Origin of the sequence: uncultured Megasphaera sp. (assembly GCF_958350005.1) — a bacterium.
Lineage (GTDB): Bacteria > Bacillota > Negativicutes > Veillonellales > Megasphaeraceae > Megasphaera.
Window position 1 is genome coordinate 1 of record NZ_CATWFF010000007.1, and the last position, 25,371, is coordinate 25,371.

The following is a 25,371-nucleotide window of genomic DNA, read 5'->3' on the forward strand; positions in this document are numbered from 1 at the left end:
TCCTCGACAGTGAGCTGGTGTTTGGCTTCCCCACCTTTATCGCCCAGTGCATATGTATACGTTTGGTCGCCTTCTGTATACGTTCCTGCTGCTACTAGTACACGGCCGGCATCCATCTGTTCCCACGTGCCGCCCCACTTTGTATTCGGATCAAACTCAATTGTAAAATCTCGTACTGTCCCAACAGGCTGACTCTGCAAGGCAACATGATACAGCTTAAATCTTGCTGTCCCATCTGTCACGATACTATTTATAGTTCTTGGCAAGGATGGTTCTGTTTCTGCTGTTGTCCCAGCTGTAACACATTCAAGATATGCCCAGCTTGGCAAATTCGGCGAATAGGCATAATCCCCTACACCATATGTCTTGCTGCGTTGCAATAAATTTATAGCTGCATACGCATAAGTACCATTTCCCATAAGGGCCATATTCTGCGCCCCTGCAGGCGGTGCCGGCACCATACCGCGTACGCCAGCGGCTGACGCCGTAGCTCCGACAAAATCTTTGTGGGCGTCAGTATCTTCATTGTGCGCTTTAAACTTTACATCTATCGCCGTGCCATGAGCTCCCCTGTCATTATTATGCTCCTCCAGCAGGATATAGTATTTTTCCAACGTCAAGGCATTGTTGACATCGATCAGCCCCGTCACATTATCGTTATCACCTATTGCAATACCAATACGCAGCGTCTGATACGGCATGATTTCTGATTCATCGGCAATATAACTTGTGTAGTTGCCTGCATTACTGTACGAGATTAATTTTACCGTTCCATCATCGCCATTCTTGCCATACAGACCGACTTCCCGGTGATAAAATCCCGTCTTAATGCCTTCATTATTATAGATAAATTCGCATTGGGCCTTGCCATTTCCTAAATTAAGGTACGAGGCAAGCGTAACTTCTTTCTTTGGATTTATGACATCAGTCAATGTACGTATTTCGCCGTCAAATTGCCCGTCACCCAACATGACATGGGTAATAATCAATCGGTCTTCTGTTTTTCCTGAACCAGCACGAGCCAGCATATCCATGCCCTGCTGAGTCATTTTCATATTTGGGAATTTTGCCATTTACAATTCACATCCTATCTCTGTCGTTATAATTTCAACGGGTATAGCCGCAAAGGCCATATCCCAGTCGATTGGGTCTATCGTATAGCCTGTATCCGCTTCTATGATTGCATCTTCAGCGATTGATACCATAGCGCCGATTTTTACATCTTGCGCCAAGTGCTGTATCTCCATAAAGCGGTATCCTAAATGCGCCGGCTTCAGTAACTCAATAGCTCCGTCCAGGCCCTTCAAGTCAAAGCAGCTATCCTTTGTAAACTGAATCTCAAAATAGTATTCCTCGTTCCGCGGGATGACGTCGGCTGACATGTCATTGACGTATTGATTGGCCAGATACTCCAAAAATAGCTCATTGACGATTAGGTTCCGGTTTAATATCAGCTTAATTTGCAGACGCCGGTTTAAATAATCGTCCAGCCGTGCCGGCGTTACAGCGACAAAATCCTCCCAGTATTTTAGGCCCCATGTCGCCGTGTCGATAAACAGCTGGTCCAGCACGTCTTGTATGTACAGACGTATCTTCTCATGCTCTGCGCTGGCCGCGTCGGCTAAACAACTAAATTCATGATCCTTTTTCAGATATGGCGGCAGATAACGTAATATGTCAACTGTCCCGTGCCGCAGCCAAATATCATTGCGCACGCAGCGTCACCTCCCCGACAACGGGTATCTCATCGTCGGCCAGCTCGATGTTTTCTATGTCATCATTCAGCGTCAGATCTTTGTAATCCGTAATTCCTGTCAACACTGATTCCTCAAGTATTGTATTGCCTACCTGCGCATAGGATACATAGGACGCGGTTAACGCCACTGTCTTGAAATACCCGTTGACCGCCGTCTGGATGCCGTCTTCCCTTCCGGTTCCGCTTGTCGCCGTCAGGGCAATATCTATTGTCACCGGCGTAAAACTGGCAACAGTTACGGTCGCTCCAATGGGCGCATTGTCATCAATGTAATCCTTTACTTTATGAATGAGATCTGTGCTAGCAATATTACCGTCCGCATCCATAATAAGGACTTTTACCGTACCATTTCCAGCCCATAAAGGTAGTACTTTTGCACTGCCGACACCTGCGATACTGGTCGCCCAAATCTGGTATTGATTGGCATTGCCGCTTGTCGCCGGCTGCCGCACTTTAAACAACAGACGTTCCAGTAATTCTGCGTCCGTTTCTTCTTCAAAACCGTCATATGCCGCCGCTTCATTGGTAACGGTTTGCACACCGTATATGCTGACAGGTATCTTGATGATAGTTTCCGCGTCAACGTTGTACGCTGCACCCGCTTTCTGGGCCTCCGCTTTGACTTCTGCCGTCCCATCTGCCCCAATCTGTGCGCCGGCGACCGTTAAAAAGTTGATTCCTTCGACCGTCGAAAAGAGCGAGCCTTTCGGTATGGCCGCGTTGGCCTCCCCCGTAATCTTTAAGATGACGACGGCTTTTGTCGCCGCCTTCCGCAGGATGCCATGTTCTTCCGCCTTATCCGTCAAATACGATCCCCAGCTGGTCTGTGGGAACGCCGCATCTATGATTAGATCCATTTCGGCGTATGCTTTTTCAAACTCTACGGCGTTGGCTGATAAAGTATCCCCTGCAAATGTACCGGCAACACTAGTCAGCGCATTGCCTGCATTCTCATTAAATCGCTTGCGCAGGCGGCTTAATATCGTCAGATGGTCTTCCGCCTCAAACATATTACACCTCCGTTTTTACGCTCTCTTTGCCATATACCGTACGGACATCTATGGTCATGTATATCCTCTTCTTATCCTGGCTGTACGATACGCTAGTCACAGCCAGAATATACGGATTGACGAGCAGCGCCGCTCGTATATAGTCAAACAAGCGGTTGCTCTCGACAGCATCATTGGGCACACGGCCGATGAAATGCTCTAATTCCGCACCGTAATCGTCAAAATATGCCCTGTATCGGTATCTCTCCACATATAAGGCTTTGCGTATCCATATTTTCAGGGCCTCGTTGCCGGTAACGACAATATGATTTCCTGCATCGTCGTGTTTAAATACATTGGCTTTAAAGTCCCAGTCCATTTCGCGGAACATTGGCAATGTTGTTGCCACATCTGCCACCGCAGGTGCCGCCATGAATGGATTACTCATATCATCCCTCCATCCAGCCGGACAAGCCGACGAATAAACACAATGTAATCCTGGGCGGTCTGCATATCATCGCTGCTGTAAATCGGCAGCAATGCTACTTTATCTCCGACTTCCCAGGTATCTGTATAAATCAGGCTTGCCGTGTAGTCGTTATCAATCGGGTGATTATGGCTTTCATAGGCTGCATCGCCACTGCCTCCGCCGCGATTCTGCGTCACGCTGACGATATGGCCTCGCACGGTCCGCAGGTGCCCCAGCAGGCAATACTCGTCAATCCACAAGTGGCTTCTGTCAATAGGTATGCCGTTGGCCATAATGACTAAATCCGGCGGGACCTGCACGACCTCGCCGATGATACAGCCCTGCTGCAGACCGTTGCGCTTTGCATTAGCGGTCATCATCTCAGCCAGCTGCTTATACGGATCGTCTGTTTTTCTCGCCATTTCCTCACCCCCTACTTGCTTTGATAATCTTTGTCGGCGTCATGCCGACATCCATGTAATCACGGCTGTGAACCGTGATCATTTTTGACGAACTGTTGCCGTAGTAGCCGCCATTGCCGTCATAGATGACGACGTGGTCGTCATCGCCGTATACGATGGCGTCGCCTGCCTCCAGGCTTCCTGCGTCAAAGTCCTGCAGCAGTCCGGCGCTGTCGGCGTCGGCTACCATAGACGGCACACTGACGACGCCGTTATTGGCCTCCTGCGCCAGAAACGGGCTGTAATAACCGCCGATTTTTCCTACGGCCTCTGCGCAGCCATTGCGGCCGTTATCCATCGTCTGGCCGCCCCAGGCGGACCACCCGGCATTTAATCCCTGTTCAACGTTTAAAGTCCCCGTCGCGCTGTACGTCGGCTGTTTTCCGCGTCCGGCTGATTTGAAAACAGGCTCTGCAACATCTTGCTGCTCAATAACCGGTGCAGTTGGTGTATCTGGCATATATTCCAGTGTCAGGCTCATAGTATGAACATTATCAGCAAAGCGATGCGTATCACTCTTGATAAAAAACGTCCCTTTCAGCTGCTCTTCCTGCACGACGATGCTGTATCCCGTAATACACTGAATATTTCCCAGTCCTTCCAGGCTCGACTCCTCGCGCATCTGCTTCAGCTTCTCTTTAGCCGCTTTGACATTATCTACGGTTTCGCCCTGCCTCGGCGGCTGCATTTTATAGATGCTCTGGATCATGCCATAATGCATCACGTCATCATTGACAGTAAATACTTGGCAGACACGACCAACGCTGTCCACAGCCTTGACACGATTTACCATACTTTCAATACTTTGCGAGTGCTCCGTATGGTCGACATTGACAGCATCACTGGCAATATATCCCTCAATGACTGTCCCTTTTTGTACGATCGTCACTTTGTCCAGTAAACAGACAACAGTAAAATCCAGCCCCGCCAGCGGGTAGTTTGCCGTATCAGCCCGCGTTTTATCCTGCAGCATACGAAAAATCTCCGTACAGCTCTTGCCGTCAGCAATAAAGTTGACGACCGTTGGTATCTGCAGTATATCGTCGGCCACGGGTATCCCGATTTCGGCGCAGGTCTGTTTGATAACATCCGTCACAGTTACATTACTGAATATAAGCTGTACCCTTGATTTGGCCAGGTAAATCATGTCATCATAAGCCACAAATGAATAGGTAAACTGGCTCGTGTTACGTTTGCGATAAAAAATACGTCCACAGAATATTTCAACAGGTGCCGCTGCGTCGTCTTCAGCGTAAAAGGCGTAGATAAAGCCGCCAATCTCCATGTTCAGCGGTGTAAAGGTCCTGTCATTTTTCGTCGTATTGTATGCAACCTCAAACGACAGTTTCCGTGCCGCCTGGTCGGCGTCGCCGCTCCATGTTGTTGTTGTAACGTAATGCGTAATATCCCGCATCACATCCGGCTCCGTATGGGGCGCACTGTTTTTCCGGGCCTCGTCGAGTCGCTGCTGCTCGGCAGTCGTAAGCGGCGGCGAGCTGTAATAGATAGATAATTCCATGTGCCCTCCTAAAAATTGATATACGTGTCGTCAGCCACTTGCACCCGCGTTTTGGTGACATGCAGAACTTGACCAACACTGATACTGCCGGACTTGGCAAGCTGTTTAAACATGGACAGCTTGTTGGCCTGCTGCTGCGTAATGGATGCAAACTGTCCGACAGACCGAGCCGCCACGTCCATCAGGTTGTCGCCGGGATAAACCGTAATATTACGCTCTTTGACTGTCTCGGCAACTCGCGATTTTAGCCCTGTCGCATCATTGATAACCGTTTCGGCAATAGGTCGGACGTAACGGTATTCGCGCAGGTCGACAGTAAAATATACATCGCCGGAGCCGTCGCGCTCGCCGTATTTAAGCGCCTGTATGGTACAGGCCGTACTGACGGACGTCCCGCTGATGGTGAGCTGGCACGGCTGGCCGGCCTCGGCGAATTGTTTCAGTGTCTCAATACTGCCGTATGGATCGCCGCTCGGCATAGTCTGCTCAAAGCCGTACGCCTGAGCAGGAAAAAAGCTGTCAATGGATACCGTCGCCAGTCCCCGTTTCCCCAGCATGCCGATTTCACCGAGAGCGTTTACGTTAACTGTGCCATTTTGATACGTATGTGCTATTTCAAATGATTTCGGCGATACGGGAAATGTAACCTGGTCGCCGGCGCAGGACAAGACAAAACTGGCTCCGGCATTGGAGCCAGCTCCTAATAAAGATGAAATGGCAGTCGATAAAAAATTAATAAACGACGCCATTATATCGCCCCCTCGTTTTGATTTGCCATGCGTACCGACAATTCATAGACAATTTCATTTGCAAGTTCTCTCGCTGTTTCAGGTGTTACGGCTGCGCCGGTGAAGGTAATGTTAATGTCCCCGAACGCGACGTTGCCGGACCGCCTGCCTGCCGTATAGGCAGCATTTAGTGATTGACTGTGCGGCCATACCTGTGTCCCTGTCGGCAGATTGATGACTTCAGCGCCGCGGTCATGGACGACGGCCGGACCGCCGCGCCAATACTCTGTACCAGTATACAGATGCGGCAAGATCAGGCCAAAGTGCTGGCCGCCGACGTTCGGCACCCACTCCGGTATATCGACAGAAATACTGTTGATTCCGTCGATAACAGCATTGATTGCACCGCGGATACCGTTCAATACGCCATCACATACGCCGCGAATGCCGCCAAAAATGCTGCTGAAAACCGTTACAACACCCTGCCAGGCCATTGCCCAATTGCCGGAAAAGACGCCCGTAATAAAGGTAATTACACTGTCCAGCACGCCCAAAAACATCGTAATGACCGATGTTGCAATATTAATCGCTGTCACAATTGCATTGGATATGAGTCCGGCAGCCATAATAATAGCTGACAGCAAAGCGCCACCTAAAATAGCCGCCAGGGCTTCCAACGGGATCAGTAACATGCCGAGTACTGTCCGGCCTTCAGCGGTTGCGCCGAAAAAGCCCCGCATGGCCGTTACGAGCGGTTCAAAGGTGTTATACACATTTTGCAAGGCTGGCTGTATCGCCGTCACTGCCGTGCCGACAGCATCCTGAATAGATTGCCACATGGACAAAAAGTACGGTGCGAACTGATCCCAACGCGTATACAAAAGATATACGGCCCCGGCAATGGCAATCAATGCCAACCCCAACGGCGACAGAATAAAGGCCCGCGAGGCGACAGCTGCCGCCCGCAGGCTGGTACCCAGCGACCGAATCCCAACACCTGCGGCCGTCATGGCATTGCCGACGCCCGATACCGCCTGCATCAGGCTAAAGCTTCGGACCATATTGACGGCGGCCGTCCCCGTGCTGACCATGGAGGCCCGCAGCGCTGTCAGCCGTGCCGCCATGCCCGCCCGCGTCGGCAGTGCTGTCTGCATACTGGCACCGATGCTGGCCCAGCTGGCATTGCGGGCCGTAGTCGCAAAGTCTAAAACAGCCGTTCCGGCCCGTATAGCCTCTGTCCGTGCGCTTCTCAGCCCGCGAACAAGAGTACGCGTCATGACTGCTACGCCGCGTGTCCCCTGCCCGGTATCTTTCATGCCGTTCCCGATATCAGCCAGCGTTTTATATACACCGCCGCCAACGGACAAAATGCCGCTCATAGCAAAGGAAAAGGCCGTCAATGCAACAATGCCTGCCGCCAAGTCAAAGGCAAAAACCTTCATCCCGTCGGGCATTGCATTCAGCGTGTCGGCGAAACTGGCCAATACGTTTAATACGGCCGTCACCTGCGGTGTCACTGCTGTGCCGATGCTGATAGCCAATGATTCAAAACTGCCCAGCATACCGTCCAGCGTAACCTTCATGGTTTGCTGCATGATACTAAACTGGGCGTCGGAGCTGCCTGCCGCATTATTAATTGCGTCAGCCATGGCCTGATAGTCCTCCGGTGCCGTTTTAATCAATGCCAGCAAACCACTGTAAGCGTCTTCACCCGCAAGCGCTTTCGCATATGCCACCTGCTCGGTATTAGATAAACCCATCATAGCCGTCCGCATCTGCCCGACGATCTGCTGCAGCCCGATAAAATTACCGGCCGCATCTTTCGTTTGCAATCCCAGGGCGGCAATAGCTTCGGCTGCTGGCTTCGGTGGCTCGGCCAGCCGCGAGAAGGTCGAACGCAGCGATGTGCCGATGGTACTGGCATCGATGCCGTTGTTGCGCATAATGGCCATGGCCGTCGAGAGTTCTTCAATAGATACATTCAGGGCCGCTGCCGGCGCACCAGCGTACTGCATGGCTAAACTAAAGTCCTGCATGCCTAGGGCCGACTGGTTGGCCGCCATCTGCACGACGTCAGCTACATGAGCCGCATTGGCCGCAACATCACCGCTTTTTAAATTCCAGATATTTAAGGCGCTACTGACGACGTCGGACGTTGTCGCCAGATCTTCGCCGGAGGCAACTGAGGCCGTGATAATCGCCGGCATAGCCCCCATGATTTGCTGGGCGTTGTAGCCTGCGGCAGCAAGCCGGTCCATGCCCTGAGCCGCAGCGGTGGCACTGATCGGAAAATCTGCACCGAGTTGGGATGCCGTATTCCTAAGCTGCGTCATCTCTGCGGCTGTTGCACCTGCTTTAGCGCCGGCTGCCGTAATAGTCGCGTCAAAATCAATAAACGCGTTGGCCCCCAGGGCGGCAGCCGCAACGATTCCTGCACTGACAGGCATCAGGGTATTTCCCAAATCACCGAAAGCTCTACCAACGTTTTGGATTTCCCGACCCAGCCGACGATGCATGGTTTCTGTCGCTGCCATATCGCGGCGTATATCGGCAAGGGGCCTTGTAACCCTGTCGACAAGGCGCATGACAAGGTCTATGTGTTTCTCGCTCATCTATGCTTCATCCTTTCTGCCAAGGCTTCATCATCCGCCGCTTCCTTATCTAAAAAGGCCCGGATAATCAGCCGTTCTCCTGCCCCCAGCCGATAATACGCTGACGGCGACCAATGATGCCTGCGCAACAGTGCATACATGGCCGACGTGTCGCCGTCAGTCTGGATTAGTTTTTTATTTCTTCTTTTTTCTCTTCTTCGTCGTCATCTTCATCAAATCCAGACAACGCGCGGATTTCCTTGTAGATTTTCTGTGTTTCGCCGGCAGTAAACAGCTTTTGATATACCTCTGCCGGCGTCACGGCATTCAGTTTTTTCTTTAGCGCATCCATGGCACCTGCCTCTAATTGGATGCCGTCGACGAGCGTCAGGCTTTTCATTTTTCCAATATCGGCACCCTGTACGCGCCCTTTTCTCGTCATCTGGATGCTGGATTCGTCAATTTCATCCAGCCGTTTGCCGGGAATGCTTTTCAGCGTAATGATAAACGGTACGCCTAGGGCCGCGGAAAGGCGTGGTATTTCCATGGTCTCCTGTACATCATTTCGTAACATATTGGCGTCTGCCGCCAGTAATGCATCAACTAAACTAGCCATCGTATGCCCTCCTAATCATTTGTTGCGTCTAAAATTTCAAAATCTGTAAAGGTAAAATCATAGTTGTCTTCTACAAGATTCTTCGCCGTCCAATCCATCAACGTCAGCGTATCAAAGGTTGCGTCACGGACAACGATGCGTTCCGGGCCGACGGCATCAGGATCGTCCATTTTGGCGATAATTGTCACTTTAGTCAGCTTTCCGGCCTTGATGTTATCGGACATGAGGTTCACGAAATAACTGGATACATGGTTCATTTTGATGGTTCCTGTTCCTTCGTATCCTGTAACTTTATACCCCGTAAACATCTTCTTTACCTGGTCTACCTTTTCTTTATTGAGCTTGGCCACCGCTTTGAAGGCCGTTACCTGGGCTATGTATTTATCATTAATCCATACCTCGCCCTGTGTGCCTATCATGACTTGTTCGGGATTATATGCGTCCATGCAGTATCACCTCCTAAATATCGATATTCAAATCAATGTCTTCCATGGCATCGAGCATCTTAATTTTTGCCTTCAAGAATACCTGCTTCTTCGTATCGAGTTTTTTAATCTCATCGTCCGCCATATCGGCCAGCTGGTCCTGCGTGTACAGGCCGTGCTTGAGCTGGTAATTCTTGACAGCTTCGACGTCGATTTCGCAGGTGCTATACTTGTTCTGCAGCAAGCGTCCTGCTTCCAGCTCCTTAAAATAGCCCATAATCGCCGTAATGAGCAGGCACTTGTTGTCGTAGTCGTTGGTGTACTTGCCGATATAACTGTCCTGCGCCGTTCGGCGGATGTCGTCATAAATCATATCCATGCAGTCGACAGTCTTGATCGTCTGATAGGCTTCCAGCTTCCCCTGCGTTGTCGTCACCAGCGAGTTCATAGCGCGGGACATCTTAAACTTTTCACCGTCGAAGAAGATAAAGAACTCGCCGGCATTGACTTTCTCGTCGTTTTCGTCGCCGTCGTGCTGATCTGTCGCGATGACCTCAGATAATGGCGCATATGTCGCCGAGATAGTCATGGGCGTCCCACAAATCAAGCCGGCAATACGAGCCGTATATTCCGCCGTCGTATACGTCTTCGCTGCCGTTTCGACGTACTCATTGGCAAAGTTTACGACGCCCTCGTAATCCGCATCATACTTCGGCAACACGGCTTTAACACGTTTATGCTTGTTTTCGCGGTTTGTCTTAATCCACGTGGCTACAGATTCACATTCGCTTTCGGCAATAGTCGGTATTGCCAGGTAATCCCAGCGGTCGTTGTACATTTTCCTAAGCGTTGCCGCCCATTTATCCGGTGCAGACTCCGCTGTCGCCTGCAGATACACTTTGACGCGGTACGGACTGGTAACATACCCTAACAACGCTTTGATGATGTAATCTTTATTGGCCGCCGATAAGCCTGCTGGAATATCGTCCGTCGTGTATACCGTAAACGGATTTGTCACAGCCGTTTCTACTGTCCCTTCTTCGCCTACTTTGGCTGTTCCAACGATAGCCGAGCCGACAACGCTGCTACTTGTAATGTCGGCAATTGTGTCTGCGCTTTCTTCCAAAATCAGCGCCAAAATACCTCGCTGACTCCGTTCAATCGCTTCAATGCCTTGTTCTGTAAAGGCGATATTTACAGACGGCATTCCCAGTTTTGCCATTTAATTCCCTCCTTCGTGATAGGTGCTGCGCACCGTTTCCAACTGTTTTCTATCCCTGTCTTCTGTCATGTCGTTTTGAATCATAATATCGACCGTATCAGCTTTCCGGGTGTTATCGGCATCAGCAGCCATCTTATCCCGAAGCCGAGCCGTCTTGTTATAGTACCAGGCCGTTGCAATCAGCTGCAGGATATCCTGATCCTCGCCTACGCGGCTGCTGCTGAGTCCATCAAGGTGGATATACCGACTGCCGGCAACATAAAAGCCGATATCCAGCATCTGGCGTACCGCATCCTCGACAGCCAGATACTCTATCTGGTCCCGATGATCTGTAAAGTACGTCAATACGATACTGGCCGTCGTCCGCGTCACGTTGCAGTGTTCCACCGATGTTACGGGGATGACTTTGACAAAAAAACAGGGCATAGAAAAACCTTCCAGCACCTCGTCGCTATGGACGGGGACGTGGAAGGTCTCGTCGAGTTTTGCCGCAATGGCATCCAATATATCAACATACGTAATCATAATGCGCCATCCACCGCCTTATATAAGCGCTCGGCGACATCATCCAGTATGTCGCTGCCTTTTTCGTTGGCTGTCCGCTCCATAAAATGCGTTCCCTGCACGTACCCGACGACTTTGCCTGTCCTCGTTTTTTGTACATGCCCCTGCTCCACTAAATGAAAATGAGACGACGTGGAACGGATATTGGCCTGCAAGGATGCAGACGATGTCCCTGCCATCTCATAGCGCCAGCTGTCTTTTAATTTGTGCTTGTCCTCTTTGCCGCTGTCCGGCGACGCATCTTTTAGCGCATCTACCATGCTGCGCGCCCCGCGGCGCAGGGCTTTTTCCGCTTCCATAGGATGCACAGTAATAGCATGGCCCATGTGGGCAATAAAAGTTTCAAGGTCCATCGCGATCATCTCCTACGGTTTTCAGCGTACACATCAGCTCTAATTTGACATGGGCCATGTACGGATCGACAACATATTGTATCTTGTACGTCGTTTCTCCATACCGGACGAACATGTCATTTGCCACGCCGGAACGATACCGGATGGTAATTTTTACCAAATCCGTGACCGTCTCTTTGTACTGCTCCCTCAGCTCATTGCCCCGCGTTGGCTCGATGCGTGCCCAGGTACGTATCCGCTCGACTAACAGCTGTTTAGTCAGACCGTGATCGTCTTTATACGATTCATACGCAACCAAGGCAACGCGTTTGTCCAGCGTCCCGATGTCTACGTTGATCACGACGTATTGCCTCCTGTATCATCTAATGCCGGGTAATGTGACGCCAAGCCAATATGCCGAATCAGTGCTGTTACCGCATGAGGCATTTCAGACAAATTTCCAGGCTTCGGATAAAACGTAGCCCGGTTTTCATACCAATGTGCGACAAGCAGCTTAATACACAAATCGTACAGCTTGCTGTCGTCATTACGCTTCCCCGTACACTGCTCAATGTATTCGTTGGCTCCTTCAATCAATCCCTCGATGAGTTCATCATCTTCCGTTATGTCGGCATCCAGTTTCAGATATTGCTTTGCGGCTGCAAGTAATACTGCCATGACAACACTCCTACGAGCCGGCCGCATACGTACCGGTAATTGCGACAGGATCGCCTTCCGACATGGTAAGCTGGCCTGAAATCGTCGTGCCAGTGATGTTAATCGTGCACCCTGTAATCGTCGGCGCGTCTTTTCCATTAGCTCCTGCTGTACCGTTTTTCCCAGCAGATCCTGCTTCTCCTTTATCTCCCTTTGCGCCTTTTAAATTGCTGAACGCAAAGGCAAAGGTTCGGGCCTGCGCTGTGCCGCCGGCCGTAACCGTAACAGACGGCGTGCCCGTATTTGCATCTATCGTCGCCGTTGCTCCTGTAATGGTAGCAGCTGCTCCCGGTGCACCGTTCGTACCCGTGGCTCCCGCTGCACCGGTTTCGCCTTTAGGGCCTTTCAGATGGACAGCGGTTGCCTGTCCTACATGCACGGTCGTATCTGCTACGGCTGTAATGTAGTATGTATCTCCGTTCGCATCAAAGACAAGGTCATCAACATCCGGAGTTACGCCGTCCGGGATTGTCAAATCCGTTTTGTTTACGTCTGCATTGCTCTCTACGTCAATATTTGCCAAAAAGATACGGCTGCCGCTATGCAAATTATTGGCAACTGCAATGCCGTCCTCCATATGATTCAGTTTTGCAGCCGTAATTGTCTGGTCTGTTTCCCATGTCTGTTTTTCATATGCCATATATATCCCTCCTAACTATCCTACAATCGCCGAACCAACGACGGCAGAGCCGACTATATTGTTGGTATCCGGCGTTACTCCCCCGCCCGCAGCAGTTTGACCAGGCTGTCGTATACGACAGGTTTGCCGTCGCAGACCATGATCGACTTGCGGACGATGTCGTCTGTTTCGTTGTCTTCATAAATCTTGACGCCGATGTTGAAGTTTGTATTGAGCGTGTAATCTTTAAAGTTATACAAGAAGGCAAATACCTTCGTTGTGTCCAGTGTTTCGCTGAAGCTGTCGAGGTAATTCGTCAACACGACACGACGTCCCAGGAGATACCGGTCCGGCGCAGCAGCAAGGCCGCGAGTTACGTTGGCAATAGGCTGACCGTTTTTATCTACCATTCCGGCAAACTGCATAAAGGTCTTTTTCGTCATGCACCACACAGCACCGTTTTCGTATTCCATGGGCAGCGCCGCTTCGGCATTGATAAGTGCTTGATAATCCAATGCCGCTACGGTTACTTTCTGGCCTTTCGTATCGTCTTTCAGAATACCTTCCGGCTGCCCTGTCCCAGTACCTTTAATAATGGCTGTTTCCAAGGCTTTCCCCATGGCTTCGGCCATATTGTCAACAAGGGCCGTTTCAAAAGCCGAATAGGCCATATACTCCGTTTCCAGCGTAATCGATACAGCGCAGCGAAGTTTGTAATGGCCGAAAGTAATCGAAGTGTCGAGCGTCTTCTTCTGCCGGTCGCTGCCTGCCCCTTCGGCAACCCACGTCGCTACCGGTTTAATGGTCGACGTCGGGATAATCATGCCCGTGCGGTAAGCCGTACGGTTGACAAGCGGCAGGATCATGCCCCAGGCTTCTATTTTTTCGATAATTTTGTTCAACGTAACCTGCGGGACGAGTGCGCCAATGTCGGTTGTCATGGTCGTTTCGTTGTCCCTAAATTCCGCCGGCATGGCTTCGCCGCGGCAAACGTAAGCCATAAAGGCGTTGCGGTATTCCTCGGTGTCGCGCAGATTCTTTCGTTTTTCCGTTGTGGTTTCCGGCACTTTCGGCTTCTTGCGCTCTTCTAAGCCGTCTGTATGGCCTAAATTGATTTTTTCGGCCATAGCCTGCCGCTTCTCCAGTTCTTTTTGTTCCTCATCTAATGTCCGCAATTCAGTCTCAATGGCTTTCAAGTCGACATTCTCTTTCCCTTCGAGCTGGGAACGGATTTCTTCCTTTCGTGCTCTGATTTCTGCAAGTCTAGCGTTCATAGTCTTATTCCTCCTCTGGTTTATAAATACGTTTGCAGGCGCAATCGCTTGCGCAATTCCGCTTCCTGCATAGTTTGTTCTAATTGCCTGAAATAGTCGGCGCTGCGAGCCTCCAGACTCGTGCCATCATAGGCTGGAAAGTCGACGGGCGCGACATCGAAAATCGTGCCGAAGGTTTCAATTTTGCGCAGGTAAGTCTTGGCTTCTCGATCGTCCTCTGCCGTTTCCTTTGTAACCGTAAAAGCAAAGGACATCTTGCTGATGTCGCCGCGTTTGATAAGCGCGTATATGTCCCTGCCGGCCGTCGTGTCGGCAAGCGTCGCCGAAATGCGCAGGCCGCGGCTGTCCTCGGCAAGCTGCAGCGTGTTGTTGCTCGTGCGTGCCAATACCATGGCGCTGTCGCCGTGGTTGTACCGCATCACGACGTCGGACATATCGGCATTGACAAAAGCTCCGGGCAGGATCATCTCGTAATAACGGTATCCGCTGTACTCGCTTTCCCACAGAAGCGTCCGCTCGTTAAATACAGCGGCATAGCCCGTAACGTGCATATCTTCACCTTCGGCCTGGACGTCAAGCGCCCGGTACTCCCGTTTGGTTGTCATCGTCATCACCTCCTTTGCTGTCGTCTGGTTCATCGTCCTGCCCTGTCTGATACTTCGTCTGGTCTTTCGTCTTGACATAGTTCAGGCTGACAACGATTTCCTCGCCTTCTTTGCCCGGCAGGCCGGCGTAGCCAAACAGTTCGCGTATTTCGTTCCGCTTAATAGCTCCGGCCGGTATCATGGCCGTACACAACTTGACACGGCTGGCAATACTCATGTACTGCAGGCGGTTCGTCTCAAAGATGACTTCGTTGCCGCATCCGCGCTGCCGCGGCGTAAACAGTTTTTCCGTAAACTCCTGCGACAACTTGATGGCGATGGGCTCAACGACGCTCTCGTAAAAGGCATTATACTGGTCTTCATTGTACTGGCCACGCACAATATCATTGGACAGTCCGAAATACTTGTAAATGTTATCGCGGGCATACTCCATACGCTCCTTGTCAAAGGTCGTAATATCCGACGTCAGCTGCTGGTAATCCGCCTTTTCATCCAGTGCGCCGATGCCGCTGGCGTTGTTCTGGGCGAAGGACTGAATAAAGTTCTGCGTGTGCTTTTCCAGATCTTCCGGCCGCACGACCTGCTTCCATTTAATGATTCCGCGCAGCTTGTTAAAGTTTTTAACAGCATTGATAATAGCAACTTTCACCGCCCGCAACAGGCTCAGGTCTTCCGTCAAGACACGATTATCCGGGTCGCCGAATAACTCGTTGCGGTTGTAGTGGCGGCGGACATGGATAATTTCCTCATATGGTACTGTCGCCTGCTCGCCGGCGCCAAAGGTAAATTGCACGTACAGATGCTGTTCCGCATCCTCATAAAAGCCCAGGGATGCATAATGCAGCGGCCACAGCGCTGTAACCTGCCCCCGCTCATCGCGCTGGATATAGACAAACAGGTTATTGTACGTGTAATACTGAGCAATGATTTTTTCCAGGAACTCGCTGGCCGTCATGAGCATGTTCGGCCGCACTCCCAGTATGTAGTTCAGCGGATCGTCCGGGATATTGATGATGTTGCCGTCTTTGCGTGTCACATGCCGGGCTTTCAGTTTACCGGCATGGCGGGCAATTGTATCAACGCATCTGCGTACCGTCGCATTGTCGTAGGCGTTCCCGGACCATGGTGCGTATTCGTTGCTGTACCCGTCGAGCAGTTTAGCCCGCGTCAGGTCATTACGTCCGCGGACAAACTTAAAAATGGCCTGGAACATACTGCGTATCTCCACATTCTCACCTCCTTATATCAAATTCAGGTAATTTTCCCTGTTCTGTTCCAGCACGACAAAAGCATCCAACAGGCTGGCAAAACCGTCGATACGCTTTCTCGGGTTAGATGTCTTGCAAGGCTGGATATTGTCGTTGCGGTCAACGTCGACGGCCACGTTGACCATGCACCATTTCAGGATTGGATTGTTGTCGTAATTGATCCGCTTCGCTGTCAGTTCTGCCCCTAAATTCTTCATGGGCGCACTCAGTGTCTGCTTGCCCTGGGCAACCGGCACAAGGACGCTTTCGCCGAAGGTACTTTTCATGTCTTCTACGAGATACGACGCACTCCATCGGTCGTATCCGCATTTGTACAGGTAGCAGTCATACTCCTTCTGCATTTCCTCAAACCAGTTCTTGATAAGCCGGTAATCAATGCGGAACCCCGGAGATTTGCGCAAAAGCCCCCTCTTTTCCCATACGTCATACGGCTCATTATCTTCCTGACAGCGCTTGTCGAACAACTCTTCAGGAATCCAGTACATCTGCTTGACGTATATCATGTCGTCGCCTGGCACCATGAACAGCATAGTCGCGCACGTAAGGTCTGTCGTATCAGACAGGTCGAAGCCGCCGATTCCGTATCTAGGATGCAGCGCCTGTATATCATAGGTCGCCTCGTTGTTGAGCTGCTCAAAGGTAAAGTACGCCTGCCCCGACGTTTCACGCATGTCGAAGTCCTTGCACAGCAGGTTCTTAACCAGGAGCGGCTCTTTTTTAGCCGCATATACCTTGCGGGCCAGTTCGTCCCTGTCCTTGATACTGCCCAGGGCCGGATTGGCTTTCTGCCAGCATTCCGGTTTCAGCCATTCGTCGCGGCTGTCCAACTCGTAGACGATGGGCAGGACGCGCTCATCAACATATTCGCCGTCGTCGTATCCGTTGATAATCCGCTGACACTCGTTGTATTTTTGGTCATAGATGTTGTCCCGGATCATGCCGGCTGTCGTCGTAATGAGGCATAAGGGTTGCTCGCGGGCTGTCATGCCGTCGACGATGACGTCATAAATATTCTTGTCCTTGAGAGCGTGCAGCTCATCGATGAGCGCCCCATGGACGTTCAGACCATCCAGCTTGTTGCTGTCGCTGCCCAGCGGCTCGAAGGTTCCTTCATTCATAGCACAACGGATTTTGCTGACGAGGCATTTCAGCCGCCGCGAAAAGGCCGGTGATTTCTTGACCATCCGCACCGCTTCGGACCAGATGAGTTTGGCCTGGTCCCGCTTTGTCGCGGCTGAATATACTTCCGGGCCTCCTTCGCCGTCGGCAATGAGCAGGAATAAGCCAATACAGGCCGCCCATGTCGATTTGCCGTTTTTCCGGGCAACAATAAGGATAACGTATCGATACTGCCGCAGACCTGTGTCCTTGTCGACAAAGCCAAACATGGCCGCCGTCGCCGCCTTTTGCCACAGCTCTAAGATAACCGGCTTTCCGGCCCATTGTCCTTTGCTGTGGCGGCAAAAGTTTTGAATGAAATCGATGGCAAACTGGGCCTTGGTATCATCGTATACGTACTGGCCGGGATGATGTATTTTATCAACGAGGTGCTTATACACACGCCGTACCTTGTCAGACACGACGATATGGCCGTTCTGGATTTCGGCATAGTATTTTTCGATGTAGTTCATGGCTGGCGCTCTCGAAGGAACTGGTCAAAGGCGTCCTCAGCCTGGGGCTGTACATTTTCCGGCAGGCAGGACAGCAGCGTCCGCACGACGGCGTTGTAGTTCTTGATCATCGTCGAGTACGCCTTGCTCTCTGTCGATTCCTTTTTTCCATACTGGTTTTCTCCATTCTGGTACTCCTCGACAAAGCCTATCGCATCCAGCTGCGCACCCAGGGACTCGATGTACTGCTCCATCTTAGCTGCCTGCTGTATACTCGGCATGACCAGCTTCATTTTATCCTCATCGATGCCGGCAAAAATCGCTTTTAATTCTTTAATCCGGCGATTCATGGCCGTTTTCGGGCTTACTTTTCCCATCTCCAGCCTCCTTCCTTTTAATAATAAAAATCATCTGTGCGATACCATGTGACTACACCCCCCTCGTGCGCGACATTTGTATCACGCGGAGGCCCGCCCCCGGCGGACGCTGGTAAATATTTTTAAGTCATGACCGGGGGGATAGCTTTCCTCAAACGTGACGGACATAATTTTTTATGTATCCTGTTGCTGCCATCCGCCTTCTTGCCGCCGTCACGCGTTGCCGTACTCAATGATGCCAACAGGATTACCGTCATCGTCAAAGACACACTCGCGGCTGCAGCTCTTGCCGTGTGCCTGATTATGGCAGCACTGGCACAGGAACTCCAGATTGTCCCAACCGTAGGCAATGTATGGGTTGTGTATATTCTCCGGCGTGAGCGGTGTCTTGTGGTGTACGATGAAGCGCCATTCTTCCGGCGGCTTGCCGATGAGCTTCTGATTTTGGCAGCGTTCGCAGATAAAGTTCTGGCTCAAGGCATATGCCTTAGCAACCCTGCGCCAACGCCGGGATTCGTAAAATGATTTGCTGAATGGTTTAGCCATGTCATTTCAGCACCCGATTCCGTTTTGAATGTTTAACCGGCTTATGATTCAGGTCCGTTTCTTTCGTACGCCTCTGCTTCCGTATGTGTTCAAAACATATGCATCGTTCACCGGTAATGACGAGTCGCAGGTTCAGGCATGCGCCTTTCCGATGATGGCGGCAGCGCCGGTTGTCGCAATAGACCATAAATCCCATCTCCTTTCGGGCAACAAAAAAGAGACCTTGCCGGCTGCATCGAAACAGTCCCACAACGTCTCTCGTTTTTGCCTATTTTGTTATTATAATTATATCACGTCAAGAAGCGGGGTTTTTGGGGGATTTTGGGGGAACTTTATAAAATTCATAAAAAAATTTTTCCGTGAACGCTTGTAAAGCAGCTTGATGCATTTCTTTTCGAGTGTATTCCTCAGCCAAATTCAAAGATGCGCTGATTTCTTCCCAGGTCAACAGCACGATGTATTTACCGAATAAAATAATCCGAAAGTCAGATGATTCCAGAGAACTAATTTGCCTGACTACGTTGGCCATATATTTTCTGAACTCGCTGATCGTCTGCTCTTGCTCTTCAATTTGTTTCTGGTAAGCGGCCAAGTCCTCCGTATTCCATGTCGCCATGGCCATTGTTTTCCCGCCTACTGCTTCCATGCCCGCAGTCACCCTGTCTGTCGGTCCGCCAAAAATCTCGCTCTTCATCCTCTTTACGATGATGCGGCGCTGTACGATTTCCGCAGCAATGGACCTGTACTGCTTCAAATATTCTTTAGCTGTCATGCTTATCTTCTCCCTTCAAATATTCTTCGCGGCGCATGCGATATTTGACAAGCCGTTCAATCCGCCTGCATTTATCGCTGCACAACTTTTCGCCGGCGTAATAAGTCTTGGCGTAAAATTCTGTAAACTGCACGTTGCCGCCGCATACCGGGCAGACGCCGGCTTGTTTTGAAAGCTGTATGTGCTGTTTATATTTTTCGTAACATTCATCGCAAAGTAAGGTTTCGCGGTCGCTTTCAAATTTCTGGCTGCAGGCAATGCATTTTTGTTTTCCCATATAATTGTTCCTCCTGTTCTGTCAGCAAATATACTTCAACACGCGGATTGGCTTTATCGACAGCAAAGGTGTCAGAAAATCCAATGATTTCACCCCAACCGTCATTGCGCAGTATGTCCGCTTCCTGTAAAGCATCAAGTATAAACTTTTTGGCAAAGGAAATATTATCCTTATCTCGTCGTTTGTCCTTTTCAATCCAGCGAAACAGGATATACGCCCTATCTATCCTGCGCCCGTTTAACTTGGCCATGCCCAGGCGGCACAAATAATGAGCGCTGCGGCTCATCGTATTGCCAGCGTGTACATTAGCCCTGCAGGCCCTGACGTACTCGTTCAGGCTTGGCAAGGTCCCGGGAATGGTGAATTGTATCATATCTCGCCTCCTTTCTCATCTTGACAGTAATATGCCAGCCCGCTTCATCGCTATACGCCGATTTTGCCTCCGTCAGCCTGTAACCTGGATACAACTTTTCCCATACATCCGGGCAGTCCGTCAGACCGGACAGCTCAATCAGCTTGCGCCGACTGTACTTGTAATCGTTTTTCTTTATGACGGGCTTTTCCAGATTTTTAGACGGATGCCATCTCTTTTTCCCAGTCAGCCCTTTTGTAAGATATCTGGCCAGGGCTTCCAATCCGTACTCATCCGGCTGCAGGCGGTCGACGTTGACTACGCCGATGGCCGCCCCTTTCTTTTCACCTTTGCGGCGGCGGTCGCGCCACAAGTTGGCCACCTCATCCCGATCCATGGCCCCGTCCATAATAATGTGATGGTGGATACGCGTCGGACTGCCATCCTGCTTCGTTCGGTATTCCGTCACAATGATATACTTCATCGACGCTGCAATACCTAATCGTTTACGGCGATTCTTGATACGGCGAATATACTTTTGCACATTCGCTTCTGCTTCCTCTACGGTTACCGGCATATGCCCGCAATTATACGTCGCGTGGACGCAGTAGTCTCCTTCACCAAAATTCGTATTTACAATCTGGGTGAAATACCGGCGGGAATTTTTTTCGTTCTGCTTGATTTGCTTCAAACTTGATTTTTCTGTTTTCTCTTTCCGCCCCCGTTCTCTCATATCAGCCATCTCAAATAAATCCATTTCGACGTATACCTTGCCGCAGAATATTTTCTTTTCCCTGACAAATGATTTCATGATACATCGCTCCTAAACTTATTGGATGGTCGATATGTTAATACCCATTACCAGCCCCCAGGGCCGGCAATCCGGCATAAAAAAATACTTACTTCATATATATAATATGTAATGTAAAAAGAAACAGAACTGCTATTGCAAAACTCTATCCATTCACTTTTCCCTATTGTGATTCAGGACCTTATTCTTTGGCAGTTTTATTATCGGCGGCCGACGGCCGTTGCCGCGAATTCCCATGCCAGCCCTGCATTTCCGATCGTCCTTGCATACTGGCCGCAGCGTACCGTCCAACAATACGACCCAGTCCCATTCCCCCGGCGACATTTTCTTGTGACAATACCAGCATTTCACGACAATCATCCTTTCCTCTTTTTGATCCTTTCTTCTAACCGCATCTCCCAGTCGGCCTGCTGTGCGTTAATCTGTCGCCGCAGCATAGCCTCCTGCTGTGATGTCAGTCGATAGTTACAGTTGTATGCGCCCGGTGCAAACCATTGACATGTTTTGCAGTGATTCCAGCAAATAAATTGGGTATACATCCAGCAATATACATAACTATGGCTTTCTGCGCCGCATACCGGGCAGTTCATGATGATTCCCTGCGATTAAATCGTAATATTGTTTTCAAGGGACTATATTCACATTTGTCAAAAATGATATCCGCCCCGCAATCAGGATTTAAACACCGTATTGCAATCATTCCTATGCCGGCTTGTATTTTTACAACTTCTACCGGACTCCCACAAAATGGGCATCTCTTGGTTTTCCTTTCGTACTCCTGTAGTTTAAAAACCGCCCTCATCTTTCCACCTTCTTATATCAGCTCTTCCAGCCGTTTTAATAATTTACGGGATGCACCTTTATATGTTTCCCGCTTATCCTCTTCTTCCATCGATGCTATTAATGTAAGAATTTTATTAAACGCGTCTTGTATAATCCCTAATTGGACCTGAAAGGTTTTCATTCCCGCATCTTCGTCAGCAGCTTTCTTCAGCTTTTCGTTTTCAAGACGCAAGCTTTTGAGTTCTTCTTGCTCTGGATCAACAGCAGGCATACTGGCTTCGTCCAGATCTTGCCGGAGTTGTTCCGCTTCCTCGGTCATCGCCTGCAGCCGCTTCTGTGTTTCCAGCAGATTCCCGTTCTGTATAGCGGCTTCATCTTTCAGCTTGCGGGATTTTTCTTTTTCGGCTTTAAGTTTTTCCTTTAGCCGCGCCGCCTCGTCTTCGGCATCCTTTTGCGCTTTGATGGCTTCCTGTAACTCACGCGTGCTCATGTTCCCTACATCATGGGTTTCGACAAACTCCTTTCGTTCGTCCACTGTCGGCAAGGCCAAAAGCGCAACTGCCTGCGTATATGACAACTCGGCAAAAGCGTCCAGGTCATTTCCAAAGAGAGCATCAAAGCCTTTATCGCTGTACTGATCGTAAATCTTAATCAAATTTTGCGCTGTCCTCTCGGAATAATTGACGTTCTGCTCCAACCAATCTCCCCAGGTTCCATGCGGCACAAGGCTTTTTGCCTCAGACAGGCGCTGCCCAATCTCAATCGACGCCGACAGCATGACTTTCTGCGTCTGCTTTTTGATAGTGTTGATTTCAACGGCAATGTTCTCTGCCGTCCTGATTTCTTGCACCGTACTTTCTGCATTAATAATATTATTCATATGTCATTCCCCCTTATACGGCTAGTTGTGTTTCTGTCCTCGAAGTCATATCACATTGACAAGGCTTCAGATGATGTTGTTTGGCCCATGTCAGAATACTTCGGTTTACATCTGTATTTTCACTTGCCGGCTTATTATTACGCAGCTTGGCCTGTCTGATTTCGTCGCCCCGCACTTCAATGCAGGCAATAATTTTTTCTTGATTTCGGACACCGATGATAATGCATTTATGGGCTGCACACCTGTCAGCATATCCTTTGACGCAATTATGTAATTCTTGGCTAATATCTATCAGCTGATCCGTATTCGCCGGCGCATAAAATTCATAGGAACCTACCTTATGGACCAGTGCCTGCATTTCCGGTGTGATGGCAATATCCTGTTTGGCAATCCGTTGCCTGTCATACAGGTCCATAATGGTGTCGTGCAGCTCCCGGACCTTAACATGCATACCTTCCCAAAATCCCTTTCGATTCTGCCTCGTAAGCCGGCTATACATATGCGCCGTATCACTTAGCTCCCAGCAAGCCCTGCTGTCCGCATTTTTTAATAGAATCGTTACAGCTTTATCTCCATACCGTTTTGCCAATATCTGCAAAAAATCTATAACTCGTAAGTCTCTCCAGATGCCGTTACGTACGTCTCCCAGACCGGAAGCGATCGTTATCAGATTATCTATATTATCTGTAATGCTCATTGCTTTTTTTATGACGACTGCCTGAAATGCCGACGTCTGCCGCAAATACCGGCGAACAGACGGCTTATCGGGCAGGTGAAACGCTTTGCAGACTGCCGCTGCATACGTAGTGCCCTGCCGTGTTTGATTTAATACATCGGAAAAGGCCGATATAGTTTCCCGATTGCCATCTATACTTCTCCATGTGAGATATTCGTACGGCGGTGCTGTCGGAGCGGCCAGCCGCCAGGCAATATGCTGCAGTGGATTAAACAGTAATCCTCCATCACTGCATATGCTCGTACCGGCATACATGGACGGCGTCTTGTAATGTATTTTTCCCCGCAAACGCTTTTCGATTTCATGGCGCCACGCCGTAACTACCTGCATTATTTCTTTTTTGCTGTGCCGGATAGCCGACGTTTTCTGCAGATATCGCAGCGGCGTATTCTCCGGCCATTCTGGTTTGCATATCATGTCTACGTCCAACACGTAGTTTCTAACGTCTGGTCCTCTCTGGATAAGCTGTACCGTTTGCCGCCCTATGTCGGCCCGTACAGTAAACGTATTCCATCGGTCCGTCATTTCCATATTCAAGGCATCTCCTTCACCATAACACTGCACAACTTTATACTTCATAATCAAGTCAATATAATTTTTATAGCCGACAGCCCGGAGATGTATAATAACAGGTATTATTTCGTTACCAGCAGGAGCTGCAGATTTCTTACCACTATAAAAATAATGTGAAGCATGAACTCTCTTGGCGGTTCGCCGCATCAGCCGCTGCCCGCAGCGCGGACAAGTGTACGCGTCACCTTCATCGACTCAGTACAGACTCCCATATCGCCATCTGCTTCTAAATGAAAATCTGCAGTCTATATGCATTTGGACTGCCAAATATTCATCTATATACCCTATTGCTGAGTCATAAACCTGAACGACATCGTACAGCTTGATATTTTCTGTACAAGCTAACACATTCATCTGCACACCTCTCAGTCAAATAAATCATCTATGCTGAAATCCGCCATCGCTTGCGGTTTTGACGCCACACCGACCGTCGTCCCAGCCATCACAGGGGATGATGGCGTAATATCCCCGGCAAAGCCGAAGTACTCGTATACGTCCCTGTCGTTGCAGACTCCGCAGCCATTCACTTGATTTTTACGCGCCCGTTCCTGCAAAAATTTAAAGCAGCCGTTCAGCGTCTTATCCATCGTTACATGGTCCGCATCCTGCGGGCATACCTCAAGGTGCGCCGCTACAAGGCGGCAAATTTCCGTCATATACAGCTGTTTTGCTTCGTCCGCTTCTTTTTGCAGTCTTTTGATAACGTCATTCATAGTATTACGTCCTTTCTTGTGATATAATGAAAGGGCAATGGCGCAAAACACATTGCCCTTAGCTATCGGAGACGGCCATCCCCGATAGCTTTTTTCTTTTTACAGCTGTAGCAGGATATCCGACAAATACCAGTTCTCCCACATCAGCAGCCCGATAACGATTAACAGCGTTATAATAATAGCCCCGCCGCAAACCTGTATATATCGTATTTTTTCTTCTAACCTCCGAATAAGCTGTTCCTGTATTTTCACTGCAGCAACTCTCTCTTTTTCATATTGTTTGACTTGTTCATCAAAGGCTTTTGCGTGCCGCTCACTGATTACAACCATAATCGGATTCATTTCTTCGTCCATTTCATTCACCCCTTACGTCAATTCGATTCCTGGGAATATTTCATCATAATCGCCTTTTTTCTGTAATCCTTGCCGCATCAATGCTTTCTTCCGCAGCCATTGGATTGCCGATTCTCGTTCAAAGATATACATTCGTTTTTGTTTAAAACAGGGTATGCCTTCATGGATCCATTCATCGACTATTTCAACGGCACAGCCTGTTACACAGGCCAATTCAACACGATTATATGTAATCCGATTTCCTAATGGTACCTGATCACGTATTCTTCTTCCTGCCATATCACCATCACCATCCTTTCTGCATCACTTCCCATCAAGTTTGTTCAGGGCCTCCGTCATCATGATCTTTTGTTGTTCCATAGAAGCCAAAGCAGCCGCATTAATCTGCTTATGCGCAACCAGTCCTTCGCGTTCCAAAATGGATTCTATGGC

31 protein-coding genes are annotated in these 25,371 nt (G+C 49.8%); all 31 read right to left on the reverse strand.

What is annotated here, in order from left to right; genetic code table 11:
• On the reverse strand, window positions 1-1,073 hold a 1,073-nt coding region (locus Q3886_RS00950; protein ID WP_301859252.1), incomplete at its 3' end, for a hypothetical protein.
• Complete coding sequence (locus Q3886_RS00955) at window positions 1,074-1,715, reverse strand: putative phage tail protein (RefSeq protein WP_301859253.1); 642 nt, start codon at window positions 1,713-1,715, stop codon at window positions 1,074-1,076.
• Window positions 1,705-2,766, reverse strand: a complete 1,062-nt coding sequence (locus tag Q3886_RS00960; protein WP_301859254.1) for a baseplate J/gp47 family protein — start codon at window positions 2,764-2,766, stop codon at window positions 1,705-1,707. The genes Q3886_RS00955 and Q3886_RS00960 overlap by 11 nt, the downstream gene beginning before the upstream one ends.
• 1 nt (window position 2,767) lies before the next feature.
• Entirely contained in the window at window positions 2,768-3,193 is a 426-nt protein-coding gene (locus Q3886_RS00965) for a DUF2634 domain-containing protein (protein ID WP_301859255.1), read from the reverse strand.
• Entirely contained in the window at window positions 3,190-3,636 is a 447-nt protein-coding gene (locus Q3886_RS00970) for a DUF2577 family protein (RefSeq protein ID WP_301859256.1), read from the reverse strand. Before Q3886_RS00970 ends, Q3886_RS00965 begins: the two co-directional genes overlap by 4 nt.
• A 4-nt stretch (window positions 3,637-3,640) precedes the next feature.
• On the reverse strand, window positions 3,641-5,194 hold the full coding sequence (locus Q3886_RS00975) for a hypothetical protein (RefSeq protein WP_301859257.1): 1,554 nt from the start codon (window positions 5,192-5,194) through the stop codon (window positions 3,641-3,643).
• 8 nt (window positions 5,195-5,202) lie between these two features.
• A complete protein-coding gene (locus tag Q3886_RS00980) occupies window positions 5,203-5,943 on the reverse strand; it encodes a hypothetical protein (RefSeq protein ID WP_301859258.1) in 741 nt (246 codons plus the stop codon).
• Window positions 5,943-8,534: a phage tail tape measure protein gene (locus Q3886_RS00985; RefSeq protein ID WP_301859259.1), complete on the reverse strand. Its 2,592-nt coding sequence runs from the start codon at window positions 8,532-8,534 to the stop codon at window positions 5,943-5,945. The genes Q3886_RS00980 and Q3886_RS00985 overlap by 1 nt, the downstream gene beginning before the upstream one ends.
• Window positions 8,535-8,700: 166 nt before the next feature.
• Window positions 8,701-9,129, reverse strand: a complete 429-nt coding sequence (locus Q3886_RS00990) for a hypothetical protein (protein WP_301859260.1) — start codon at window positions 9,127-9,129, stop codon at window positions 8,701-8,703.
• Between the two features lie 11 nt (window positions 9,130-9,140).
• Window positions 9,141-9,575: a phage tail tube protein gene (locus Q3886_RS00995; RefSeq protein ID WP_301859261.1), complete on the reverse strand. Its 435-nt coding sequence runs from the start codon at window positions 9,573-9,575 to the stop codon at window positions 9,141-9,143.
• Window positions 9,576-9,588: 13 nt separating this feature from the next.
• Window positions 9,589-10,776 carry a phage tail sheath subtilisin-like domain-containing protein gene (locus tag Q3886_RS01000; RefSeq protein WP_301859262.1) on the reverse strand — a complete coding sequence of 396 codons (1,188 nt, stop codon included), beginning with the start codon at window positions 10,774-10,776 and terminating at the stop codon, window positions 9,589-9,591.
• Window positions 10,777-11,301, reverse strand: coding sequence for a DUF6838 family protein (locus tag Q3886_RS01005; RefSeq protein ID WP_301859263.1), 525 nt, complete (start codon window positions 11,299-11,301; stop codon window positions 10,777-10,779).
• Window positions 11,298-11,693 carry an HK97 gp10 family phage protein gene (locus tag Q3886_RS01010; RefSeq protein WP_301859264.1) on the reverse strand — a complete coding sequence of 132 codons (396 nt, stop codon included), beginning with the start codon at window positions 11,691-11,693 and terminating at the stop codon, window positions 11,298-11,300. The genes Q3886_RS01005 and Q3886_RS01010 overlap by 4 nt, the downstream gene beginning before the upstream one ends.
• A complete protein-coding gene (locus tag Q3886_RS01015) occupies window positions 11,683-12,033 on the reverse strand; it encodes a phage head closure protein (RefSeq protein ID WP_301859265.1) in 351 nt (116 codons plus the stop codon). The genes Q3886_RS01010 and Q3886_RS01015 overlap by 11 nt, the downstream gene beginning before the upstream one ends.
• Window positions 12,030-12,350 (reverse strand): head-tail connector protein, encoded by a 321-nt coding sequence (locus tag Q3886_RS01020; RefSeq protein WP_301859266.1) that lies wholly within the window; start codon window positions 12,348-12,350, stop codon window positions 12,030-12,032. The genes Q3886_RS01015 and Q3886_RS01020 overlap by 4 nt, the downstream gene beginning before the upstream one ends.
• 10 nt (window positions 12,351-12,360) lie before the next feature.
• A complete protein-coding gene (locus Q3886_RS01025; RefSeq protein ID WP_301859267.1) occupies window positions 12,361-13,029 on the reverse strand; it encodes a hypothetical protein in 669 nt (222 codons plus the stop codon).
• Window positions 13,030-13,103: 74 nt separating this feature from the next.
• Window positions 13,104-14,282, reverse strand: coding sequence for a phage major capsid protein (locus Q3886_RS01030; protein WP_301859268.1), 1,179 nt, complete (start codon window positions 14,280-14,282; stop codon window positions 13,104-13,106).
• Between the two features lie 20 nt (window positions 14,283-14,302).
• A complete protein-coding gene (locus Q3886_RS01035) occupies window positions 14,303-14,887 on the reverse strand; it encodes an HK97 family phage prohead protease (RefSeq protein ID WP_301859269.1) in 585 nt (194 codons plus the stop codon).
• Entirely contained in the window at window positions 14,856-16,115 is a 1,260-nt protein-coding gene (locus Q3886_RS01040; RefSeq protein ID WP_301859270.1) for a phage portal protein, read from the reverse strand. Before Q3886_RS01040 ends, Q3886_RS01035 begins: the two co-directional genes overlap by 32 nt.
• Before the next feature lie 12 nt (window positions 16,116-16,127).
• Entirely contained in the window at window positions 16,128-17,786 is a 1,659-nt protein-coding gene (locus tag Q3886_RS01045; RefSeq protein WP_301859271.1) for a terminase large subunit, read from the reverse strand.
• Window positions 17,783-18,142 (reverse strand): hypothetical protein, encoded by a 360-nt coding sequence (locus tag Q3886_RS01050; protein ID WP_301859273.1) that lies wholly within the window; start codon window positions 18,140-18,142, stop codon window positions 17,783-17,785. Before Q3886_RS01050 ends, Q3886_RS01045 begins: the two co-directional genes overlap by 4 nt.
• Window positions 18,143-18,355: 213 nt before the next feature.
• Window positions 18,356-18,619, reverse strand: coding sequence for an HNH endonuclease (locus Q3886_RS01055; protein WP_301859274.1), 264 nt, complete (start codon window positions 18,617-18,619; stop codon window positions 18,356-18,358).
• A gap of 364 nt (window positions 18,620-18,983) precedes the next feature.
• Entirely contained in the window at window positions 18,984-19,460 is a 477-nt protein-coding gene (locus Q3886_RS01060; protein WP_301859275.1) for a hypothetical protein, read from the reverse strand.
• Entirely contained in the window at window positions 19,450-19,737 is a 288-nt protein-coding gene (locus tag Q3886_RS01065; RefSeq protein WP_301859276.1) for a hypothetical protein, read from the reverse strand. The genes Q3886_RS01060 and Q3886_RS01065 overlap by 11 nt, the downstream gene beginning before the upstream one ends.
• Window positions 19,697-20,110 carry a hypothetical protein gene (locus tag Q3886_RS01070; RefSeq protein WP_301859277.1) on the reverse strand — a complete coding sequence of 138 codons (414 nt, stop codon included), beginning with the start codon at window positions 20,108-20,110 and terminating at the stop codon, window positions 19,697-19,699. The genes Q3886_RS01065 and Q3886_RS01070 overlap by 41 nt, the downstream gene beginning before the upstream one ends.
• The gene (locus Q3886_RS01075; RefSeq protein ID WP_301859278.1) at window positions 20,043-20,900 is read right to left on the reverse strand and encodes a hypothetical protein; all 858 of its coding nucleotides are present in this window, start codon (window positions 20,898-20,900) and stop codon (window positions 20,043-20,045) included. Before Q3886_RS01075 ends, Q3886_RS01070 begins: the two co-directional genes overlap by 68 nt.
• 814 nt (window positions 20,901-21,714) lie before the next feature.
• Window positions 21,715-22,563: a DUF3102 domain-containing protein gene (locus Q3886_RS01080; RefSeq protein WP_301859279.1), complete on the reverse strand. Its 849-nt coding sequence runs from the start codon at window positions 22,561-22,563 to the stop codon at window positions 21,715-21,717.
• Window positions 22,564-22,576: 13 nt separating this feature from the next.
• The gene (locus Q3886_RS01085; protein WP_301859280.1) at window positions 22,577-23,878 is read right to left on the reverse strand and encodes a PcfJ domain-containing protein; all 1,302 of its coding nucleotides are present in this window, start codon (window positions 23,876-23,878) and stop codon (window positions 22,577-22,579) included.
• A gap of 359 nt (window positions 23,879-24,237) precedes the next feature.
• On the reverse strand, window positions 24,238-24,585 hold the full coding sequence (locus Q3886_RS01090) for a hypothetical protein (protein ID WP_301859281.1): 348 nt from the start codon (window positions 24,583-24,585) through the stop codon (window positions 24,238-24,240).
• Window positions 24,586-24,684: 99 nt separating this feature from the next.
• Window positions 24,685-24,939 carry a hypothetical protein gene (locus Q3886_RS01095; RefSeq protein ID WP_301859282.1) on the reverse strand — a complete coding sequence of 85 codons (255 nt, stop codon included), beginning with the start codon at window positions 24,937-24,939 and terminating at the stop codon, window positions 24,685-24,687.
• Between the two features lie 12 nt (window positions 24,940-24,951).
• Window positions 24,952-25,218 carry a hypothetical protein gene (locus tag Q3886_RS01100; protein ID WP_301859283.1) on the reverse strand — a complete coding sequence of 89 codons (267 nt, stop codon included), beginning with the start codon at window positions 25,216-25,218 and terminating at the stop codon, window positions 24,952-24,954.
• Window positions 25,219-25,371 lie beyond the last annotated feature (153 nt).